Origin of the sequence: Streptomyces sp. Ag82_O1-12 (assembly GCF_900182715.1) — a bacterium.
GTDB classification, from domain to species: Bacteria; Actinomycetota; Actinomycetes; order Streptomycetales; family Streptomycetaceae; genus Streptomyces; species Streptomyces massasporeus.
This window is the reverse complement of sequence record NZ_FXUW01000001.1, coordinates 6,918,480-6,933,680: the sequence shown is the minus strand read 5'-3', so window position 1 is coordinate 6,933,680 and position 15,201 is coordinate 6,918,480. Positions and strand designations below refer to the sequence as shown.

The 15,201-nt window shown below is 73.7% G+C and carries 13 protein-coding genes; 8 read left to right on the top strand and 5 right to left on the bottom strand.

The window, feature by feature from the left end:
• Nucleotides 1-45: 45 nt before the first annotated feature.
• From QOL88_RS31585 to QOL88_RS31575, 3 genes are all read left to right on the top strand, one after another.
• On the top strand, nucleotides 46-873 hold the full coding sequence (locus QOL88_RS31585; RefSeq protein WP_097221683.1) for a helix-turn-helix transcriptional regulator: 828 nt from the start codon (nucleotides 46-48) through the stop codon (nucleotides 871-873).
• A gap of 202 nt (nucleotides 874-1,075) precedes the next feature.
• Nucleotides 1,076-3,928, top strand: coding sequence for a helix-turn-helix transcriptional regulator (locus QOL88_RS31580; RefSeq protein WP_097221682.1), 2,853 nt, complete (start codon nucleotides 1,076-1,078; stop codon nucleotides 3,926-3,928).
• 203 nt (nucleotides 3,929-4,131) lie between these two features.
• On the top strand, nucleotides 4,132-4,923 hold the full coding sequence (locus tag QOL88_RS31575) for a S1 family peptidase (protein WP_097221681.1): 792 nt from the start codon (nucleotides 4,132-4,134) through the stop codon (nucleotides 4,921-4,923).
• 120 nt (nucleotides 4,924-5,043) lie between these two features.
• Here the strand turns inward: QOL88_RS31575 and QOL88_RS31570 are convergent, their stop codons facing one another.
• On the bottom strand, nucleotides 5,044-6,159 hold the full coding sequence (locus QOL88_RS31570; RefSeq protein ID WP_097221680.1) for a winged helix DNA-binding domain-containing protein: 1,116 nt from the start codon (nucleotides 6,157-6,159) through the stop codon (nucleotides 5,044-5,046).
• A 389-nt stretch (nucleotides 6,160-6,548) separates the two neighbouring features.
• On the opposite strand from QOL88_RS31570, the gene QOL88_RS31565 reads away from it, so the two are divergent.
• Entirely contained in the window at nucleotides 6,549-7,118 is a 570-nt protein-coding gene (locus QOL88_RS31565) for a cysteine hydrolase family protein (protein WP_097221679.1), read from the top strand.
• A 162-nt stretch (nucleotides 7,119-7,280) separates the two neighbouring features.
• Here QOL88_RS31565 and QOL88_RS31560 read toward each other — a convergent pair whose 3' ends face one another.
• Nucleotides 7,281-8,012, bottom strand: a complete 732-nt coding sequence (locus tag QOL88_RS31560) for a flavodoxin family protein (RefSeq protein WP_097221678.1) — start codon at nucleotides 8,010-8,012, stop codon at nucleotides 7,281-7,283.
• A 124-nt stretch (nucleotides 8,013-8,136) separates the two neighbouring features.
• On the opposite strand from QOL88_RS31560, the gene QOL88_RS31555 reads away from it, so the two are divergent.
• Entirely contained in the window at nucleotides 8,137-9,138 is a 1,002-nt protein-coding gene (locus QOL88_RS31555; protein WP_097221677.1) for an NAD-dependent epimerase/dehydratase family protein, read from the top strand.
• Nucleotides 9,139-9,354: 216 nt separating this feature from the next.
• On the opposite strand, the gene QOL88_RS31550 is transcribed toward QOL88_RS31555, so the two are convergent.
• Both QOL88_RS31550 and QOL88_RS31545 read right to left on the bottom strand, forming a co-directional pair.
• On the bottom strand, nucleotides 9,355-10,467 hold the full coding sequence (locus QOL88_RS31550) for a sensor histidine kinase (RefSeq protein WP_097221676.1): 1,113 nt from the start codon (nucleotides 10,465-10,467) through the stop codon (nucleotides 9,355-9,357).
• Nucleotides 10,468-10,469: 2 nt separating this feature from the next.
• The gene (locus tag QOL88_RS31545; protein WP_097221675.1) at nucleotides 10,470-11,297 is read right to left on the bottom strand and encodes a response regulator; all 828 of its coding nucleotides are present in this window, start codon (nucleotides 11,295-11,297) and stop codon (nucleotides 10,470-10,472) included.
• 122 nt (nucleotides 11,298-11,419) lie between these two features.
• Between QOL88_RS31545 and QOL88_RS31540 the strand changes: the two genes are divergently transcribed.
• The 3 genes from QOL88_RS31540 to QOL88_RS31530 are packed head-to-tail and all read left to right on the top strand — an operon-like array spanning nucleotide 11,420 to nucleotide 13,550.
• Nucleotides 11,420-12,115 carry a glycosyltransferase family 2 protein gene (locus QOL88_RS31540; protein WP_097221674.1) on the top strand — a complete coding sequence of 232 codons (696 nt, stop codon included), beginning with the start codon at nucleotides 11,420-11,422 and terminating at the stop codon, nucleotides 12,113-12,115.
• Nucleotides 12,112-12,801: a TIGR04282 family arsenosugar biosynthesis glycosyltransferase gene (locus QOL88_RS31535; RefSeq protein ID WP_097221673.1), complete on the top strand. Its 690-nt coding sequence runs from the start codon at nucleotides 12,112-12,114 to the stop codon at nucleotides 12,799-12,801. Before QOL88_RS31540 ends, QOL88_RS31535 begins: the two co-directional genes overlap by 4 nt.
• On the top strand, nucleotides 12,798-13,550 hold the full coding sequence (locus tag QOL88_RS31530; RefSeq protein WP_097221672.1) for a class I SAM-dependent methyltransferase: 753 nt from the start codon (nucleotides 12,798-12,800) through the stop codon (nucleotides 13,548-13,550). Before QOL88_RS31535 ends, QOL88_RS31530 begins: the two co-directional genes overlap by 4 nt.
• A gap of 313 nt (nucleotides 13,551-13,863) precedes the next feature.
• Here the strand turns inward: QOL88_RS31530 and QOL88_RS31525 are convergent, their stop codons facing one another.
• Nucleotides 13,864-15,105 (bottom strand): molybdopterin-dependent oxidoreductase, encoded by a 1,242-nt coding sequence (locus QOL88_RS31525; RefSeq protein WP_097221671.1) that lies wholly within the window; start codon nucleotides 15,103-15,105, stop codon nucleotides 13,864-13,866.
• Nucleotides 15,106-15,201: the final 96 nt, after the last annotated feature.

The window sequence follows — 15,201 nt, the reverse complement described above, 5'->3', positions numbered from 1 at the left end:
ACGGGGGGTGCGCCCGCACAGGAGCCGTAGTGAAGGGGCGATCAGGTGACGACGGACGCGGCCGACGCGGTCGAGATACACAACGCGCTGCTGCGCCTGCGGCGGGGCACCGGCCTTCCGATCGCGTTCGGCGGGCTGATGGAGGCCGGGCAGCAGATGCGCATCAGCGAACTGAGCGGCACGGCGACGCACGCCCTGCGTTCGCTGGCGGTGACGTCCGGCACCGGTCTCGGCGGCAAGACGGTGGCACTGTCCCGGCCGTGCGTGGTGACGGACTACTCGGCGTCGCGGCAGATCAGCCACGAGTACGACGCCCCGGTGGCCGCGGAGGGGCTCCGCTCGGTGCTGGCCGTGCCGGTGGTGGTGCGCCACCGGGTGCGCGGGGTGCTGTACGGGGCGCTGCGCGCGGCCCTGCCGCTGGGCGGGCGGATGCTGGACGTGGCCGTGGAGGCGGCGCGGGACCTGGAGCGGGCGCTGGTGGTCCGGGACGAGGCCCGCACGCTCGCCGCCGAGGCCGCGGCCGGTGCCGGTGCCGGGACGGGCCCGGGGTGGGAGCAGGTGCGGGAGGCGCACACGGCCCTGCGGGCACTGGCGCCGCGGATCGCCGACCCGGAGCTGCGCGCGGAGCTGCTCGGCGCGTGCGCGTTGCTGACGGCCGAGTCCGCCGGGCCGCCCCGGATCCGGCTCGCGCCGCGCGAGGTGGACGTGCTGGCGTGTGTGGCGGCGGGGGCGACGAACGCGGTCGCCGCGAAGCGCCTGGGTGTGACGCCGGAGACCGTCAAGGGGTATCTGCGGTCGGCCATGCGGAAGCTGCGGTCCGGTACCCGCGGCGAGGCCGTGGTCGCCGCGCGCCGGGCGGGGTGGTTGCCGTAGTTTTGTGCTGCTTTCCGTTGCGCCCGCTCGTTCGATCCGCCGAGGTTCCCGACGGGGTGCCGGCCTCGTGTTCCGCCGCATTCGGGAGTCCGATGAATTCGTCCGCCGGTACGCGTTGTTATTTCCCTCACGACCCCGTCCCTCCGAAATTCAAAGAACTGTTGCCTAATATTGGCCAGGACACGACACAGGGAGGGGAGCGGTGACCGTGCGACGGGACTTCCAGGAGCCTCCCAGAAGCCGCCCCGACCTGGTCATCGGCCGGGAGGACCTGTTCACGTCGGCGCGTGAGCAGCTCGGCCGAGGGGGCAGTGTGCTGCTCCACGGCCCCGCCGGAATTGGAAAGTCGACGGTGCTGCGGGCGCTGGCGGCGGATTACGGGGGCGCGGACCGGACGGTGTTGCGCTGCTCGGCGACCGAGTCCGAATCCCACCTGCCCTTCCTGGCCCTGGCCGACCTGTTCGGACTGGTCCTCGACGACGTGTCCGGCGCGCTGCCCGGCGCCCAGCGCACCGCACTGGAGTCGGCGCTCACCGGCCGCGGCGAGTCCACGCTCCAGCGGGACGGGCTCGCGCTGCGCCTGGCGGTGCTGTCGGCGCTGCGCGTCCTCGCCGCGAAGGGGCCGGTGCTGGTGGTCGCCGACGACCTCCAGTGGCTGGACGCCGCCAGTGCGGAACTGCTCGGCTTCGCGGCCCGCCGGCTGGGCGACACGCCCGTGCAGATGCTGTGCGCGGTGCGGACCGAGGGCCAGGAGTACGACCGCCACCTGCCGGCGTCCCCGCCCGACACGCTCGCCGTCCGGCTGGGCCCGCTGACCCGTACGCAGGTCTCGGCACTGCTCGACCACCGCGGCTACACCCCCCTGTCCCGCTCCACGGTCCGCGACATCCACCGCACCAGCGGCGGCAACCCGCTCTTCGCGCTGGAACTGGGCCGGGCCCTTGCCGAGAGCCCGGCCCGCCCCCGGCCGGGCGAGCCGCTGCCCGTGCCCACCTCGCTGCGGGCCCTGGTGCTGAGCCGGCTGGAGATGCTGTCCGACGAGGCGCGCCGCACCCTCCTCGTCGCCAGTGCCGGTGCCCGTCCCACGCTGGCGCTGCTGCACGCGGCCGGGCGGGAGCACGCCGAGGCCGAGACGGCCCAGGCGGCGGCGCTGGGCCTGCTGGCCACGGACCCCGAGGCACCGGCCCTGCGGTTCGCGCACCCCCTGATCTCGGCGGCCCTCTATGCCGAGGCCCCGGCACAGGAGCGGCGGGCCGTGCACGCCGCGCTGTCCACGGCGGCCTCCGACCCGATCGAGCGGGCCCGGCACCTGGCCCTGGCGACCACCGGTACCGACCCGGACGTGGCCGCCCGGCTCGCCGAGGCCGGTGCGCTGGCCCGCGACCGCGGGGCCCCCTCCGTGGCCGCCTCGCTCGGGCTGCTCGCCGCCCGGCACACCCCGGTGGACAGCACCCCGGGCCCCGACGAGCGGCGTCTGCAGGCCGCGGAGGACGCGATCACCGCCGGCGAGGCCGATCTGGCCCGGGACATCGCGCGTGACGTACTGACGCGTGCCACCGTGCCCACCGAGCGGGTGCGGGCCTGGATGGTGGTCATCGAGGCGGCCGGCCAGGCTCTCGGCGACGTCGACGCCGTCTTCCCGCAGGTCCTGGCCGACGCGGGCGACGATCCGCGCCTGCTCGCCCAGGTCCACTACCAGCTGGCCTGGCGCGGCCTGGTCGTCGAGGGCGACTTCGCCGAGGCCCGCCAGGAGGCCGCGCACGCGGCGGAGCTGGCCGCCCGGGGCGGGGACCGGCGCAGCGAGCTGATGGCGCTGTCCTTCCAGGCCTCCACCGAGACCCTGATGGGGCACCCGGACGCGCCCGTGACCGTCAAGCGGGCGCTGATGGAACCCCAGGACCCCTATGTGGCCTGCCACCACAACGGCGCCGGGTCGGCCCGGTTCCGCTGGCTGATCATGAGCGACCAGCTGCCCGAGGCGCGGGCGACGATCACCGCGCTGCTGCGCGAGGTGCGCCGGCGCGGCATGGTCGAGAGCGAGGTGCACTTCCTGCGCTTCCTCGCCGACACGGAACTGCGCTCCGGGCACTGCGGCCGGGCCCTGGACCTGGCCCGCGAGAGCCTGCGGCTGGCCCGGGACTCCGGGATCGGCGAGGGCGCCTCGGCCATGCTCGCCTCCCTCGCGGAGGCCTCCGCCGGGGACGTCGACCGGGCCCTGGCCCTGGCCCGGGAGGCGGCCGACCACGCCGAGGTCGACGGCGACCAGATGTACCTCTCCCGGGCCCTCGCGGCGCTGGGCTACGCCCAGTTGGTGGCCGGCGACCCGGCCGCCACCGTCCGTTCGCTGCGCCGGGTACGGGAGCTGGAGCAGGGGCTCGGCATCAACGACCCCGGGCGCGGCCGCTGGCACGGCGACCTCGCCGAGGCCCTGGTCCGCATCGGCGAACCGGGCGAGGCGCAGGACGTCATCGACACGACCCGGGCGCACGCGCTGCGGCTGGGCCGGCAGAGCGTGCTGGCCGTCCTCGACCGGGCCGAGGCGCTGGTGCGGGCGGCACGCGGCGAACACGAGGCCGCCGTCGCCCGGTTGACGTCCGTGCAGGACCGGCTCGGCCGGCTCGGGTACGGCCTGGAGGAGGCCCGGGCGGCCTTCGCGCTGGCCCGGCTGCGCGCCCAGGCCGCCGTCTCCCCGCGAGCCGGTGCCAGGCCCCTGCCGGGACCGGCGTCGTACGACGAGGCCGCCCGGCTCTTCCGGCGCTGCCGCGCGCTGCCCTGGCTGCGGCAGGTCGACGCGGCCGCCACGGCGGGTCCCGCGGCGGTGGAACCGGCCGCCGCCACGCCGGCCGTCGCCCTCGACGCGCTGGAGGGCCTCGCCGCGATGGAGCGTCAGGTCGCCTCGCTGGTGATGGAGGGCGCGACCAACCGGGAGATCGCGGCGCGCCTGTTCATCAGCGTCAAGACCGTCGAGGCGACCCTCACCCGGGTCTACCGCAAGCTCGGCATCCGCTCCCGGGTGGACATCGTCCGGCTGGCGGCGGGCCGCCGAACGACCTGACCCCACCTGGGTTTATTCGACCGGACCGAGGGTTATCCCTGCCCAACTCCCTTAGGGGGTTCCCTCATTGGGAGCCCGCCCGTCCGGGCTCTAGCTTTGGGACGTGCCGCTCGCCGGGCACACGGAGATCCGAACAACGGCGTCAGGGTCCCCGTGCACCACCACCCGCGCGACCCCCCACCGGCAACTCCCCAAGGAGACCCATGTTCGGGCTCAGCATTGCCAAGAAGGCCGCCGCCGTAGCCGCGGCGACCGCCGCAGCCGCCACGACCGCTCTGCTCGCCGCCCCCACGGCCGTCGCCGCGCCCCAGCCGATCGTCGGCGGCACCACGACCACGACGTCCGCGTATCCGTTCGTCATGCAGATCACGGACGCCTCGCAGAACCAGTTCTGCGGCGGCACCCTGGTCTCGCCCACGAAGGTCGTCACCGCCGCGCACTGCATGGTCGGCGAGACCACGAGCAGTGTGCGCGTCGTCGGTGGCCGCACCTACCTCAACGGCACCAACGGCACGGTCAGCAGAGTCAGCAAGATATGGATCCACCCGAGCTACACCGACGCCACCAACGGCGACGACGTGGCCGTGCTGACGCTGTCGACGTCGATGCCGTACACCCCGGCGAAGTACGTCTCCTCCTCCCAGACCTCGGTGTACGCGGCCGGCGCCACGGCCCGCATCCTCGGCTGGGGCACCACCTCCTCGAACGGCAGCAGCTCCAACCAGCTGCGCACCGCGACCGTACCCACCGTGTCCGACTCCAGCTGCGCGAGCTCCTACGGCTCCGACTACGTGAAGAGCGACATGGTGTGCGCCGGATACACCTCCGGTGGCGTGGACACCTGCCAGGGCGACAGCGGCGGCCCCCTGCTCATCGGGGGCGTCCTGGCAGGCATCACTTCCTGGGGCGAAGGCTGCGCCCAGGCCGGTTACCCCGGTGTCTACACCCGGCTGACCACCTTCTCCAACCTGGTCACGACGCAGGTCAACTCCTGACCGGGCACTAGCTCCTGAGTAACCCTCAGGTGAAAGACCAGGGGGCGTTGCGGGCCTCCACGAGCGGCCCGCAACGCCCCCTCTCCATGTCGTGGAGCGGCCTTCCACGACCGTGGCCTTCTAGGTCCGTACGGCCGCGAACCGGATGTCGTACGACGACTCCGGGTGCATGACGCGCAGCATCCGTTCCCCCTCGGCGGCAACGTCGTCCCGCCGGCTCCGGGTGAGGCGGTCGAAGGGTTCGATCACGAGCGCGTCCTCCTCCAGTCGCCACAGCCCGGCGAGGAAGCCGTCGACGAGGAGCGTGCGGTAGGCCATGTTCCCCTTCCAGGAGCGGCCGCGGTGCTCGGGCGGGACGACGCGGGTGCGGTCGGCGTGTGAGAGCAGCAGGTTGTCGAACTCGGGGAGGAAGCGCGGCGGTGCCGGGCTGTCCGGGTCGGGGCGGGGGGCGTCGGGGAGGTCGAAGAGTTCGACGCCGGTGTCGTCCCGGAAGGTCAGGAGCTGCGGCCGGAGGCGCTCGAAGGCGTCGCGCAGGCGGGTCATGCCCGCCCAGGCCTGCATGTCCTTCACGGAGGCCGGGCCGAAGGCGGCGAGGTAGCGCAGGACGACGGAGTCGGGGGTGGGGGCCGGCTCCGCGGGACGGCCGAGCCAGTGCTCGGCCGTGGTGAGCCTGACCTGTCCGCTCCGCCCCCACAGGCCGCGCGGCGTCACCTGCACGAGCGGGAGGCGGCAGCGAGCCGCGACGGCCAGGGCCTGCGGATCGGCGCCGGGCCACTCCCGGAGCAGGGCCTCGCGCAGTTGCGTCATGGTGCGGGGCTCGGCCTCGACGAGTTCGCGGGCGAGCCCGGCGAGACGGTCCAGGTCGACACCGGCGAGTCCGGCGCGGAAGGTGACCAGCTCCCGGTCCCGGGCGGGCTGCACCAGCGGCCGCAGGGTGAGGCAGTCGTCCGCGGTGTGGGTGTGGATGGTGGAGCGCATCGTGACGATCCGAACGACCTCGCGGTCCGCCATCGGTCGCGACAGCGCCTCGGGGGCGAACCCGTCGAGCCGGGCGGCGAGCGCGTAGTACGGAGGCTTGACGTTCTGCGCCTGGAGCCCGAGCAGGTGCTCGACGGCCGCCACGACGGAGAGCCGGGCGGGGCGCAGGAGCAGCTGCCGGTCGAGGGTCGCGCGGTTGAGGGCCCGCGTGCCGAGCAGGGGTGCCGTGCCGGTGACGCTCCGCTTGGTGTTCGTCATGCGCTGCACGGTAGCGGGGCTTGCGGACAGGTTCTGGCCGCGACGTGACGGGTTCCGGCGGCGACTCCGGGCGGGGCCGCTTCCGCGCCCCTTCCGGTGAACGAGGGGCTCTCCGAGAGGGCGATCCGTGCCAGTCGGCTGGACTGGACACCGGCCTGCCCGACCATGCTGACCAAGGGCCCCGCCAAGGGCCCCCGCGACGCCGTCATCACCGACTGACGACATCCGCGCAGGTTGTTACGCCCGCCGCGCCGCCGGGTACTCAGCTGTACGTTCCCGGAACCCGCACCACACGCACCACACGGGAGATTCAGATGCTCCGACTTCCTCCGCGACCAGAGCGCCCCCGCATCCCCTGAACGACAGCACCGGACGGAAGGGCGGAGGGCATGGAACGAGGCGCAGACCCGAGGCGGTCGGCTCTGATCGTGATCGACATGATCAACACGTACGAGCACGAGGACGCCGAACTCCTCGTGCCGTCCGTGGAGCAGATCGTGCCGGTCCTGACCGAGCTGCTCGGCCGGGCCAGGGAGGCGGACGTCCCCGTGATCTACGTGAACGACAACTTCGGATTGTGGCGTTCGCACCACGGAGAGCTGCTGGACGCTGCCCTGTCCCAACGGCACGCCCACCTGATCGAGCCGATCCGGCCCGACGACCGGTCGCTCTTCGTCATGAAGGCCCGCCACTCGGTGTTCTTCGAGACGCCGTTGTCCTACCTCCTGTGGAGCCTGGGCGTCGGACACGTGGTGATGACCGGCCAGGTCACCGAGCAGTGCGTCCTCTACTCCGCCTTGGACGCGCACATCCGCCACCTGGAGGTGACGGTGCCGAGGGACGCCGTCGCCTCCATCCACCCCCACCTGGCGTCCGCGGCCCTGGAGATGATGGAACGCAACATGGGCGCCCGGATCATCACGGCGAAGGAGACCGAGTTCGCGCAGCCTGAAGCCTGAGACCCCGCCTTCAGCGACGAGCCGTACGCGCCCTTCCGTTCCTGTGTCAGGTGGGAACACCGTGGCCGCTGGGACGAGGGACGACCACTGGTTCCGACCTCGCGTCAGCAGCGCGTAGGAAATCGCGTAAGGACAGGCACCCCCGATATCCGCCCCGCCTGGTCAGCGGTGCTCCGGATTGTCCGCGCTGGGGCGGCAGCCGGCGTCCCACTGCGAGCGCTGGTTGCCGTGGGCGGGGACCCCGCCGGCGCGCTTCAGCAGGGCCGCGATGTGCATGAGGTTCCAGGTCATGAAGCTGGTGTTGCGGTTGGTGAATTCGTTCTCCGGGCCGCCGGAGTCGGGGTCCAGGTACGACGGCCCGGGGCCGGCCGCGCCGATCCAGCCGGCGTCCGCCTGCGGCGGGATCGTGTAGCCGAGGTGCTGGAGGCTGTAGAGGACGTTCATCGCGCAGTGCTTGACGCCGTCCTCGTTGCCGGTGATGAGGCAGCCGCCGACGCGGCCGTAGTAGGCGTACTGGCCCTGGGAGTTGAGCAGCGAGGAGCAGGCGTAGAGGCGCTCGATGACCTGCTTGGTGACGGAGCTGTTGTCGCCCAGCCAGATGGGGCCGGCCAGGACCAGGATGTCCGCCGCCATGACCTTCTCGTACAGCGCCGGCCAGGCGTCCGTGGCGAAGCCGTGCTCCGTCATGTCCGGGTAGACGCCGGTCGCGATGTCGTGGTCGACGGCGCGGATCAGGTCCGTGGTCACTCCGGCGCTCTCCATGACCGACCGGCTCTTGTCGATCAGGCCCTGGGTGTGGCTGCGCTGCGGGGACGGTTTGAGGGTGCAGTTGATGTAGAGGGCGCTCAGGTCGTCGAAGCGAGGGGCCGCATCGGGTGCGGAGGGAGCTGTCATGGGTGCAGGGTCTCGCGGCGGGCCCGGTTTGTTGCGGTTCGGCGCACCCGCGCCCGTCTTACGGAGTCATGACGTGCGGCCGCGTTCCCGTGAGGCGGCGGCCGTGGGCGCCTAGCGTGCCCGTATGCGCGTACTGGTCACCGGCGGTGCCGGATTCATCGGGTCTCACGTGGTCGCCACCCTGCGGGAGCGGGGGCACGAGGCGGTCGTGTTCGACGTGCGGGAGGATTCCGCGGCCGATGTGCGGGACGCCGCGGCGGTGCGCCGTGCCCTGGCCGGTGTGGACGCCGTGTGCCACCAGGCCGCGAAGGTCGGGCTCGGCGACGGGGTCGCCGACGCGGCGGACTACGTCTCGCACAACGACCTGGGGACGGCCGTGCTGCTCGCGGCCATGGCGGAGGCGGGAGTGAGGGCCCTCGTGCTCGCCGGGTCGATGGTCGTCTACGGCGAGGGGCGGTACGAGTGTGCGCGGCACGGGGTGGTGAGGCCCGGGCCGCGGGCGGTGGCCGATCTCGGCGCGGGCCGGTTCGAGCCCGCGTGCCCCGTGTGCGGGGAGGACCTCGCCCCCGGGCTGGTCCGTGAGGACGCCCCGGCCGATCCGCGGAACGTGTACGCGACGACCAAGCTCGCGCAGGAGCATCTGGCCGCCTCCTGGGCCCGCTGTACCGGCGGGTCGGCGGTGTCGTTGCGCTACCACAACGTGTACGGACCCGGCATGCCCCGGGACACCCCCTACGCCGGAGTCGCCTCCTTCTTCCGCTCCGCGCTCGCCCGCGGCGAGGCTCCGCGGGTGTTCGAGGACGGGCGGCAGCGCAGGGACTTCGTGCACGTCCGGGACGTGGCGGCGGCGAACGCCGTGGCGCTGGAGGCACGGGCCGCGCCGGGTGCGCTCACCGCGTACAACACGGGCAGCGGCGACCCTCACACCGTCGGCGAGATGGCGCGGGCTCTGGCCGCCGCGTACGGCGGGCCCGAGCCGGTCGTCACGGGCGAGTACCGGCTCGGCGACGTACGGCACATCACCGCGGACTCGTCGCGGCTGCGGGCGGAGCTGTGGTGGAAGCCGGAGTCCGGCTTCCAGGAGGGCATGACGGAGTTCGCACGAGCGGGGATGCGGGGCGCGTAGCCGCTCGGACCGCGGCGGCCGCCGCGAAGCCAGTCCCATGGCGATCGAGAGCTTCTCGACCAAGACGGTGCAGCGCTGCCGGGCGCCGGCACGCGACGGACGTTCCGCCGCGAAACCCGCGCACTCGCACGCGGCAGCGGTCCCACCGGAAACGGAGGCGCTGGGCTCGCCCGCGTCGGCGCGCCGCGACCGATGCGGCGTGGGCTCAGCTCGTCTTCAGGACGCCGCCGTCGGCAGGACCACCTCGAAGCGGCAGCCCCCGGGGATGTTGCGTACGCCGGTCCGGCCCTGGTGGGCCTCCACGATGCCGCGGACGATGGCGAGGCCCAGGCCGGCGCCCGCCGGGGGCGTCCGGGCGTGTGTGCCGCGCCAGCCGGTGTCGAAGACGCGGGGCAGGTCCTCCTCCGGGATGCCACCGCAGCCGTCCGTCACCGACAGCACGACGCCCTCGGGAGAACGCTCGGCGGCGATCGCGACCGTGCCGTCGGCCGGGGTCCGGCGGATCGCGTTGACCAGCAGGTTGCCCAGCACCCGGCTCATCTCCTTGCCGTCCACCTCCACCGGCACCGGCTCGATGCGGCCGCCCACCAGCCGCACCCCGTGCTCGCGGGCGAGCGGGTCGACCCCGGCGAGCGCGTCGCCGACCAGGTCGTACAGGGAGATCCGGGTGGGCGTCAGGGCCAGGGTCCCGGCGTGGATGCGGGAGAGTTCGAAGAGGTCGCCGACCATGCCGTTGAGGCGTTCGACCTCGGTCCGCATCTGCCGGAGATAGCGGTTCGGGTCGGCGGCGACGCCGTCCTCCAGCGCCTCCGACATGGCGCGCAGACCGGCCAGCGGGGTCCGCAGGTCGTGGGAGATCCAGGCGACGAGTTCCCGACGGGAGGTCTCCAGGGCGCGTTCTCGTTCCCGGGACTCGGCGAGTCTGGCGCTGGTGGCGGCCAGCTCGCGGCTCACCGCGGCGAGTTCGGCCGTGGCGGGGCCGCCGGGCGCGGCGAAGTTCCCGCCGTCGCCGAAGGAGCGTGCGGCCGCGGCGAGTTCACGGCTGCGGGCCACGACCCAGCGGCCCAGCAGCAGCGCGGTGGCCAGGGAGACGACGGCCGCCATGGCGACGACGGTCGTGACGACCGTCAGGTCGTGCGGCGACAGGAACATCGCCCAGGCGACGATGAGGGTGCCCGCGAGCATCGCGACGACGCCGACCGCCGCCACCACCGCGAGCGAGACGGTCAGCGAGCGGCGGCGGATCAGGCGCAGCGCACCCGCTCCGGCCAGGCCCGTCGCGGCGGCGCCGGCGAACGCGTACAGGGCGATGAGGAGGTTGTCTCGCACGGTCAGTCGTCCCCTTCACCGGGTGCACCTGGTTCACCGGGTTTACCGGCTTCACCGGGTTTACCGGCTTCACCGGGTTCACCGGCTTCACCGGGTTCACCGGCTTCACCGGGTTCACCGGGTTCGAAGCGGTAGCCCACGCCCCAGACGGTCTGGATCAGGCGAGGCCGGGCGGGATCGTCCTCGACCTTGCCGCGCAGGCGGCGGACGTGGACCGTGACGGTCGACAGGTCGCCGAAGTCCCATCCCCAGACCTCGCGCATCAGGTCCTCGCGCCCGAAGGCCCGCCCCGGGTGCCGCAGGAAGAAGGAGAGCAGGTCGAACTCCCGGAGAGTGAGGGCGAGTCCGATGCCGTTCTTGGTGGCCTTGCGGGCCGCCGGTTCGACCGTCAGACCGGCCGTCCCCAAGCGGTTCCCGGTGACGGCGGGGCGGCTGCGGCGCAGCACCGACTCGACGCGCAGGACGAGCTCGCGGGGGCTGAAGGGCTTGGTGACGTAGTCGTCCGCGCCGACCTCCAGGCCCAGGATGCGGTCGTCCTCGTCGCCTCGGGCGGTCAGCATGATGACAGGCACGGGGCCTCGGCCGCGGATCCGCCGGCACACCTCCAGACCGTCCATGCCGGGCAGCATCAGGTCGAGCACCACCAGGTCCGGCCGGTGCGCGGCGGCGCGGGCGAGGGCGGTCGGGCCGTCGTCGGCGCGGTCCACGGTGTAACCGGCGCGATCCAGATATCCGGCGACGACCTCGGCGACGGTCGGATCGTCGTCGACGACCAGGATCCTGCGGGCCCCGTCCGCGGTCCCGGGGAGTTCGTACGGCTGCTGGTGCATGCCTCCAGCCTGGCACCGCGCCGCCACCGCCGGGGAGTCCGGGCACCGCTCCGGCCTCGACGTCCGCGTTTCGTAAGGAGCGGTCGTCCGGTTTGTCCGGTTCGCGTTCGTAGGGTGAAACCGTGACGACGACACCCTCTGACGTCGACGTGGTGCTGCCCTGCCTGAACGAGGCCGAGGCCCTTCCCTGGGTGCTCGAACGGATTCCGCCGGGCTGGCGCGCACTCGTCGTCGACAACGGTTCCACTGATGGTTCGGCCGGGGTCGCCCGCGCGTGGGGCGCGACCGTGGTGCACGAGCCGCGGCGGGGCTTCGGCGCGGCCTGCCATGCCGGACTGACGGCCGCCACCGCCCAGGTGGTGTGTTTCTGCGACTGCGACGCCTCCCTCGACCCGGGGCTCCTGGTCCCCTTCGTGCGCGAGGTGCGCGAGGGCGCGGCCGACCTGGTGCTCGGGCGGCGGCGTCCGCAGGGGCGGGGCGCATGGCCGCCGCATGCCCGGGCCGGGAACCTCGCGCTCGCGCGGATGCTGCGCCGCCGCACCGGGCTGCGTCTGCACGACCTCGGCCCGCTGCGCGCCGCCCGCCGGGAGCCGCTGCTCGGCCTCGGTCTCAGCGACCGGCGCAGTGGCTATCCGCTCCAGATGGTCGTCCGCGCGGCCGACGCGGGCTGGCGGATCGCCGAGCACGACGTGCCGTATCTGCCGCGCACCGGGGCCTCAAAGGTGACGGGCACGTGGCGCGGTACCTGGCAGGCCGTTCGGGACATGAGCCGTGTGCTGGCCGAGACGCCCGCGCCCGAAGGGGGAACCGTCCGTTGACCACGCTCCTCGTCATCGCCAAGGAGCCGCGGCCGGGCCGGGTGAAGACACGGCTCACGCCGCCCTTCACGCCCGGACAGGCGGCCGAACTGGCGGAAGCGGCCCTCGCGGACACGCTGCACGCCGTGGCCGCCACCCCCGCCACCCGGCGCGTCCTCGTGCTCGACGGCGCCCCCGGCCCCTGGCTGCCGCCCGGCTTCGACGTCGTGGCCCAGTGCGCGGGCGGTCTGGACGAGCGGCTGGCGCGGGCGTTCGCGCGCTGCGCCGGTCCGGCCCTGCTCATCGGCATGGACACCCCGCAGGTGACCCCCGGACTGCTCACCGTCGACTTCGCCGGCTGCGACGCCTGGTTCGGCCCGGCGCAGGACGGCGGCTTCTGGGCCCTCGGCCTGGCCTGCCCGGACCCCGCCCTGCTGCGGGGTGTGCCCATGTCGACGCCGGAGACGGGCGCCGTGCAGCGGGAGCGGCTGGTCGCCGCGGGGTTGCGCGTGCGCGACCTGCCGACGCTGCGGGACGTGGACACCGCCCCCGACGCCCACGCGGTCGCCGCGCTCGTCCCGCGAGGTCGCTTCGCGGCCCGGCTGGCCCGCTGTTCGCCCGCTGCGGAGCCGATCGCGGAACCGGTCGCGGAACCGGTCGCGGAGCCGGTCGCCGAGCCGGTGTCGCCTCCGGTCGGCCCTCGATGAGCGCCCCGCCCGCCACGGCCCTGGCCTGGGCCGCCGCCGACCCCTACGACGCCGCTCTGCGCGCCGGCCGCGGCCCCCTGTTCCTGCGGCGCACCGACGGCTGGCTGCTGCCTCTGGAGGTGGAACGCTGGTGCGCCCGGGCCGACCCGGTCGACCGGGACGTGCTGGACCGGTGCGAGGGGGCCGTGCTGGACGTGGGGTGCGGGCCCGGGCGGCTCGTGGCGGAACTGGCCGCTCGGGGACGTGCCGCCCTCGGCATCGACGTCAGCGAGGCCGCGGTGGAGCACACCGTCCGGCTCGGGGGCCAGGCGCTGCGGCGGTCGGTGTTCGAGCAGCTGCCCGGCGCGGGCCGCTGGGACACCGTTCTGCTCATGGACGGCAACATCGGCATCGGGGGCGACCCGAGCGCCCTGCTGGAACGGGTCGCCGGGCTTCTGCGCCCGGCCGGTCTGCTGATCGCCGAGACCGCCCCCACGGATGTCGACGAGCGGGTGCGGGTCCACATCACCGACGCCCACGCCACCTCGGGCGCCCCTTTTCCCTGGGCCCGGCTCGGCACCCGAGCGCTGCTGCGGTACGCACGGGGCCACTGGGAGCGGGAGGCTCAGTGGACGGCCGGCGGACGGCGCTTCGCCGCGCTGCGCAGCCGCAGCGCCAGCAGCAGCGCCGAGCCTGCGAAGAGGACCGCCGTGATCAGCAGCCAGCGCGTGAGGAACACCTCCGGCGGCAGGCCGGTCGCGGACCGGTAGCGCTCCTCCACCATGCCGCTGATCAGCGGGAACCACACGAGGAGGAGCAGCCCGGAGAGGGCAGCCGGTACCCGCACGTACATCGTCCACTCCCGGCGGCGGACCCGGCCGAGCCCCCCTGCGACCGCCCGGTCCGCCGCCGCGTACAGGGGCAGCAGCACCAGGTCGTGCAGCACCGCGGCGCCCACGACCCACAGCGCCACGCCGAGCCAGTCGCCGGCGAGCAGGCGCACTCCCGCGTAGACCGCGAGGGCGAACGAGCAGGCCAGCAGCAGGATCTGCAGGGGGCTGCCGACGGCGAAGCGTCCTCGCATCACAGGTCTCCGAACGTCATCCGGGCCACCCACTTGGTGTTCAGCACACCGGGGGCCGCTGGCACGATGATCCTGGCCGGGTGGCCGTGGTCGGGGGACAGTTCCTCGCCGTTGACGTACAGGGCGAGCAGGGACCGCGGGTCGGCCACCTGGTTGGCGCGCAGGGCGGCCTTCCGGAAGGCGCCGTGGCGCTGGAGGGACTCGACGAACACGTCCGGCGGGTCGTCCTCGTACCCGACGAGGGCCGCGAGGTCGCGCAGCCGCACCCCGCGCCACCACTGGTCCGGCGTGGACCAGCCCTCCACGCAGGCGATGGGCGACGCCGAGCTGTGCAAGGGCAGTCCGGCGAGCTGGGCGCGGCTGAGACGGATTGTGCCCGAACGCCCCGTCACGACGAGGCGCCAGGCGTCCTCGGCTGTTTCCGCCGTGTCGATCCCGGCGTACGCGGCGGTCTTGTTGATCTGGAAGCCGTTCGGGCCGCTGCCGGGTTCCCCGCCGCCGTGCGGGGCGAGGAGGGCGGTGCGCCGCAGCGGGCCGCCGAAGTTCTGCCCCACGGTCGTGACGAACAGCAGCAGCGAGCCGCCCCCGACGAACCACAGGGCGCCCCGCCGGGAGACGGTCGGCTCGGCGGGGCGCGGGGCGACCAGGTCGTCCTTCTCCTCGCGCAGCCGCCGCAGATTGCGCAGTGCCGTGGGCGTCTTCAGCAGCGCGTGGGCCACGAAGGCCGCGAAGAACACCCAGGCACCGTAGAAGTGCAGGGGGTAGAACGAGCCGGGGAAGACGTAGTCGAGCTGGACATTGAGGACGCCCGTGACGAACTCGAACAGTCCGCCGCCGACCAGCAGCAGCAGTGAGACCCGCTCCAGGGCGTGCGCGAGCGAGCGGGCCGGCGGCAGGGTGAACAGCCTCGGCACGACGGACCACAGCTTGGCGAGCAGGACGGGGACCAGGGTGATGCCGAGGGTGACGTGGACGCCCTGGTTCAGCCGGTACAGCCAGTGCGGGTCGGTCGGCCAGGCGAAGAGGTAGAAGCCGAGGATCCCCTTGTCCGGCGTCTTGTCGTTGACCGGCGAGAGGTTCGGGTTGTAGGCGGCGTACGAGAGAAGTCCCGTCACGAACAGCACCGTGATGCCGGCCAGGAGGACGAGGCCCAGCACCGAGGTGAACCGGGGGCCGCGCAGAGGGCTGCGCCAGAAGCCGGGGGACGTGGGAAGCCGCGGATCGCGTGGATCGTCTCGCATGAGCCGACGGTAGGCCGCGAGAGCCCCGCGAAAGGGTGCGCGACCCATGACGAAACGCTGACATCGGGCCCGGTCGGCGGCCCGTGACCGGCCGTG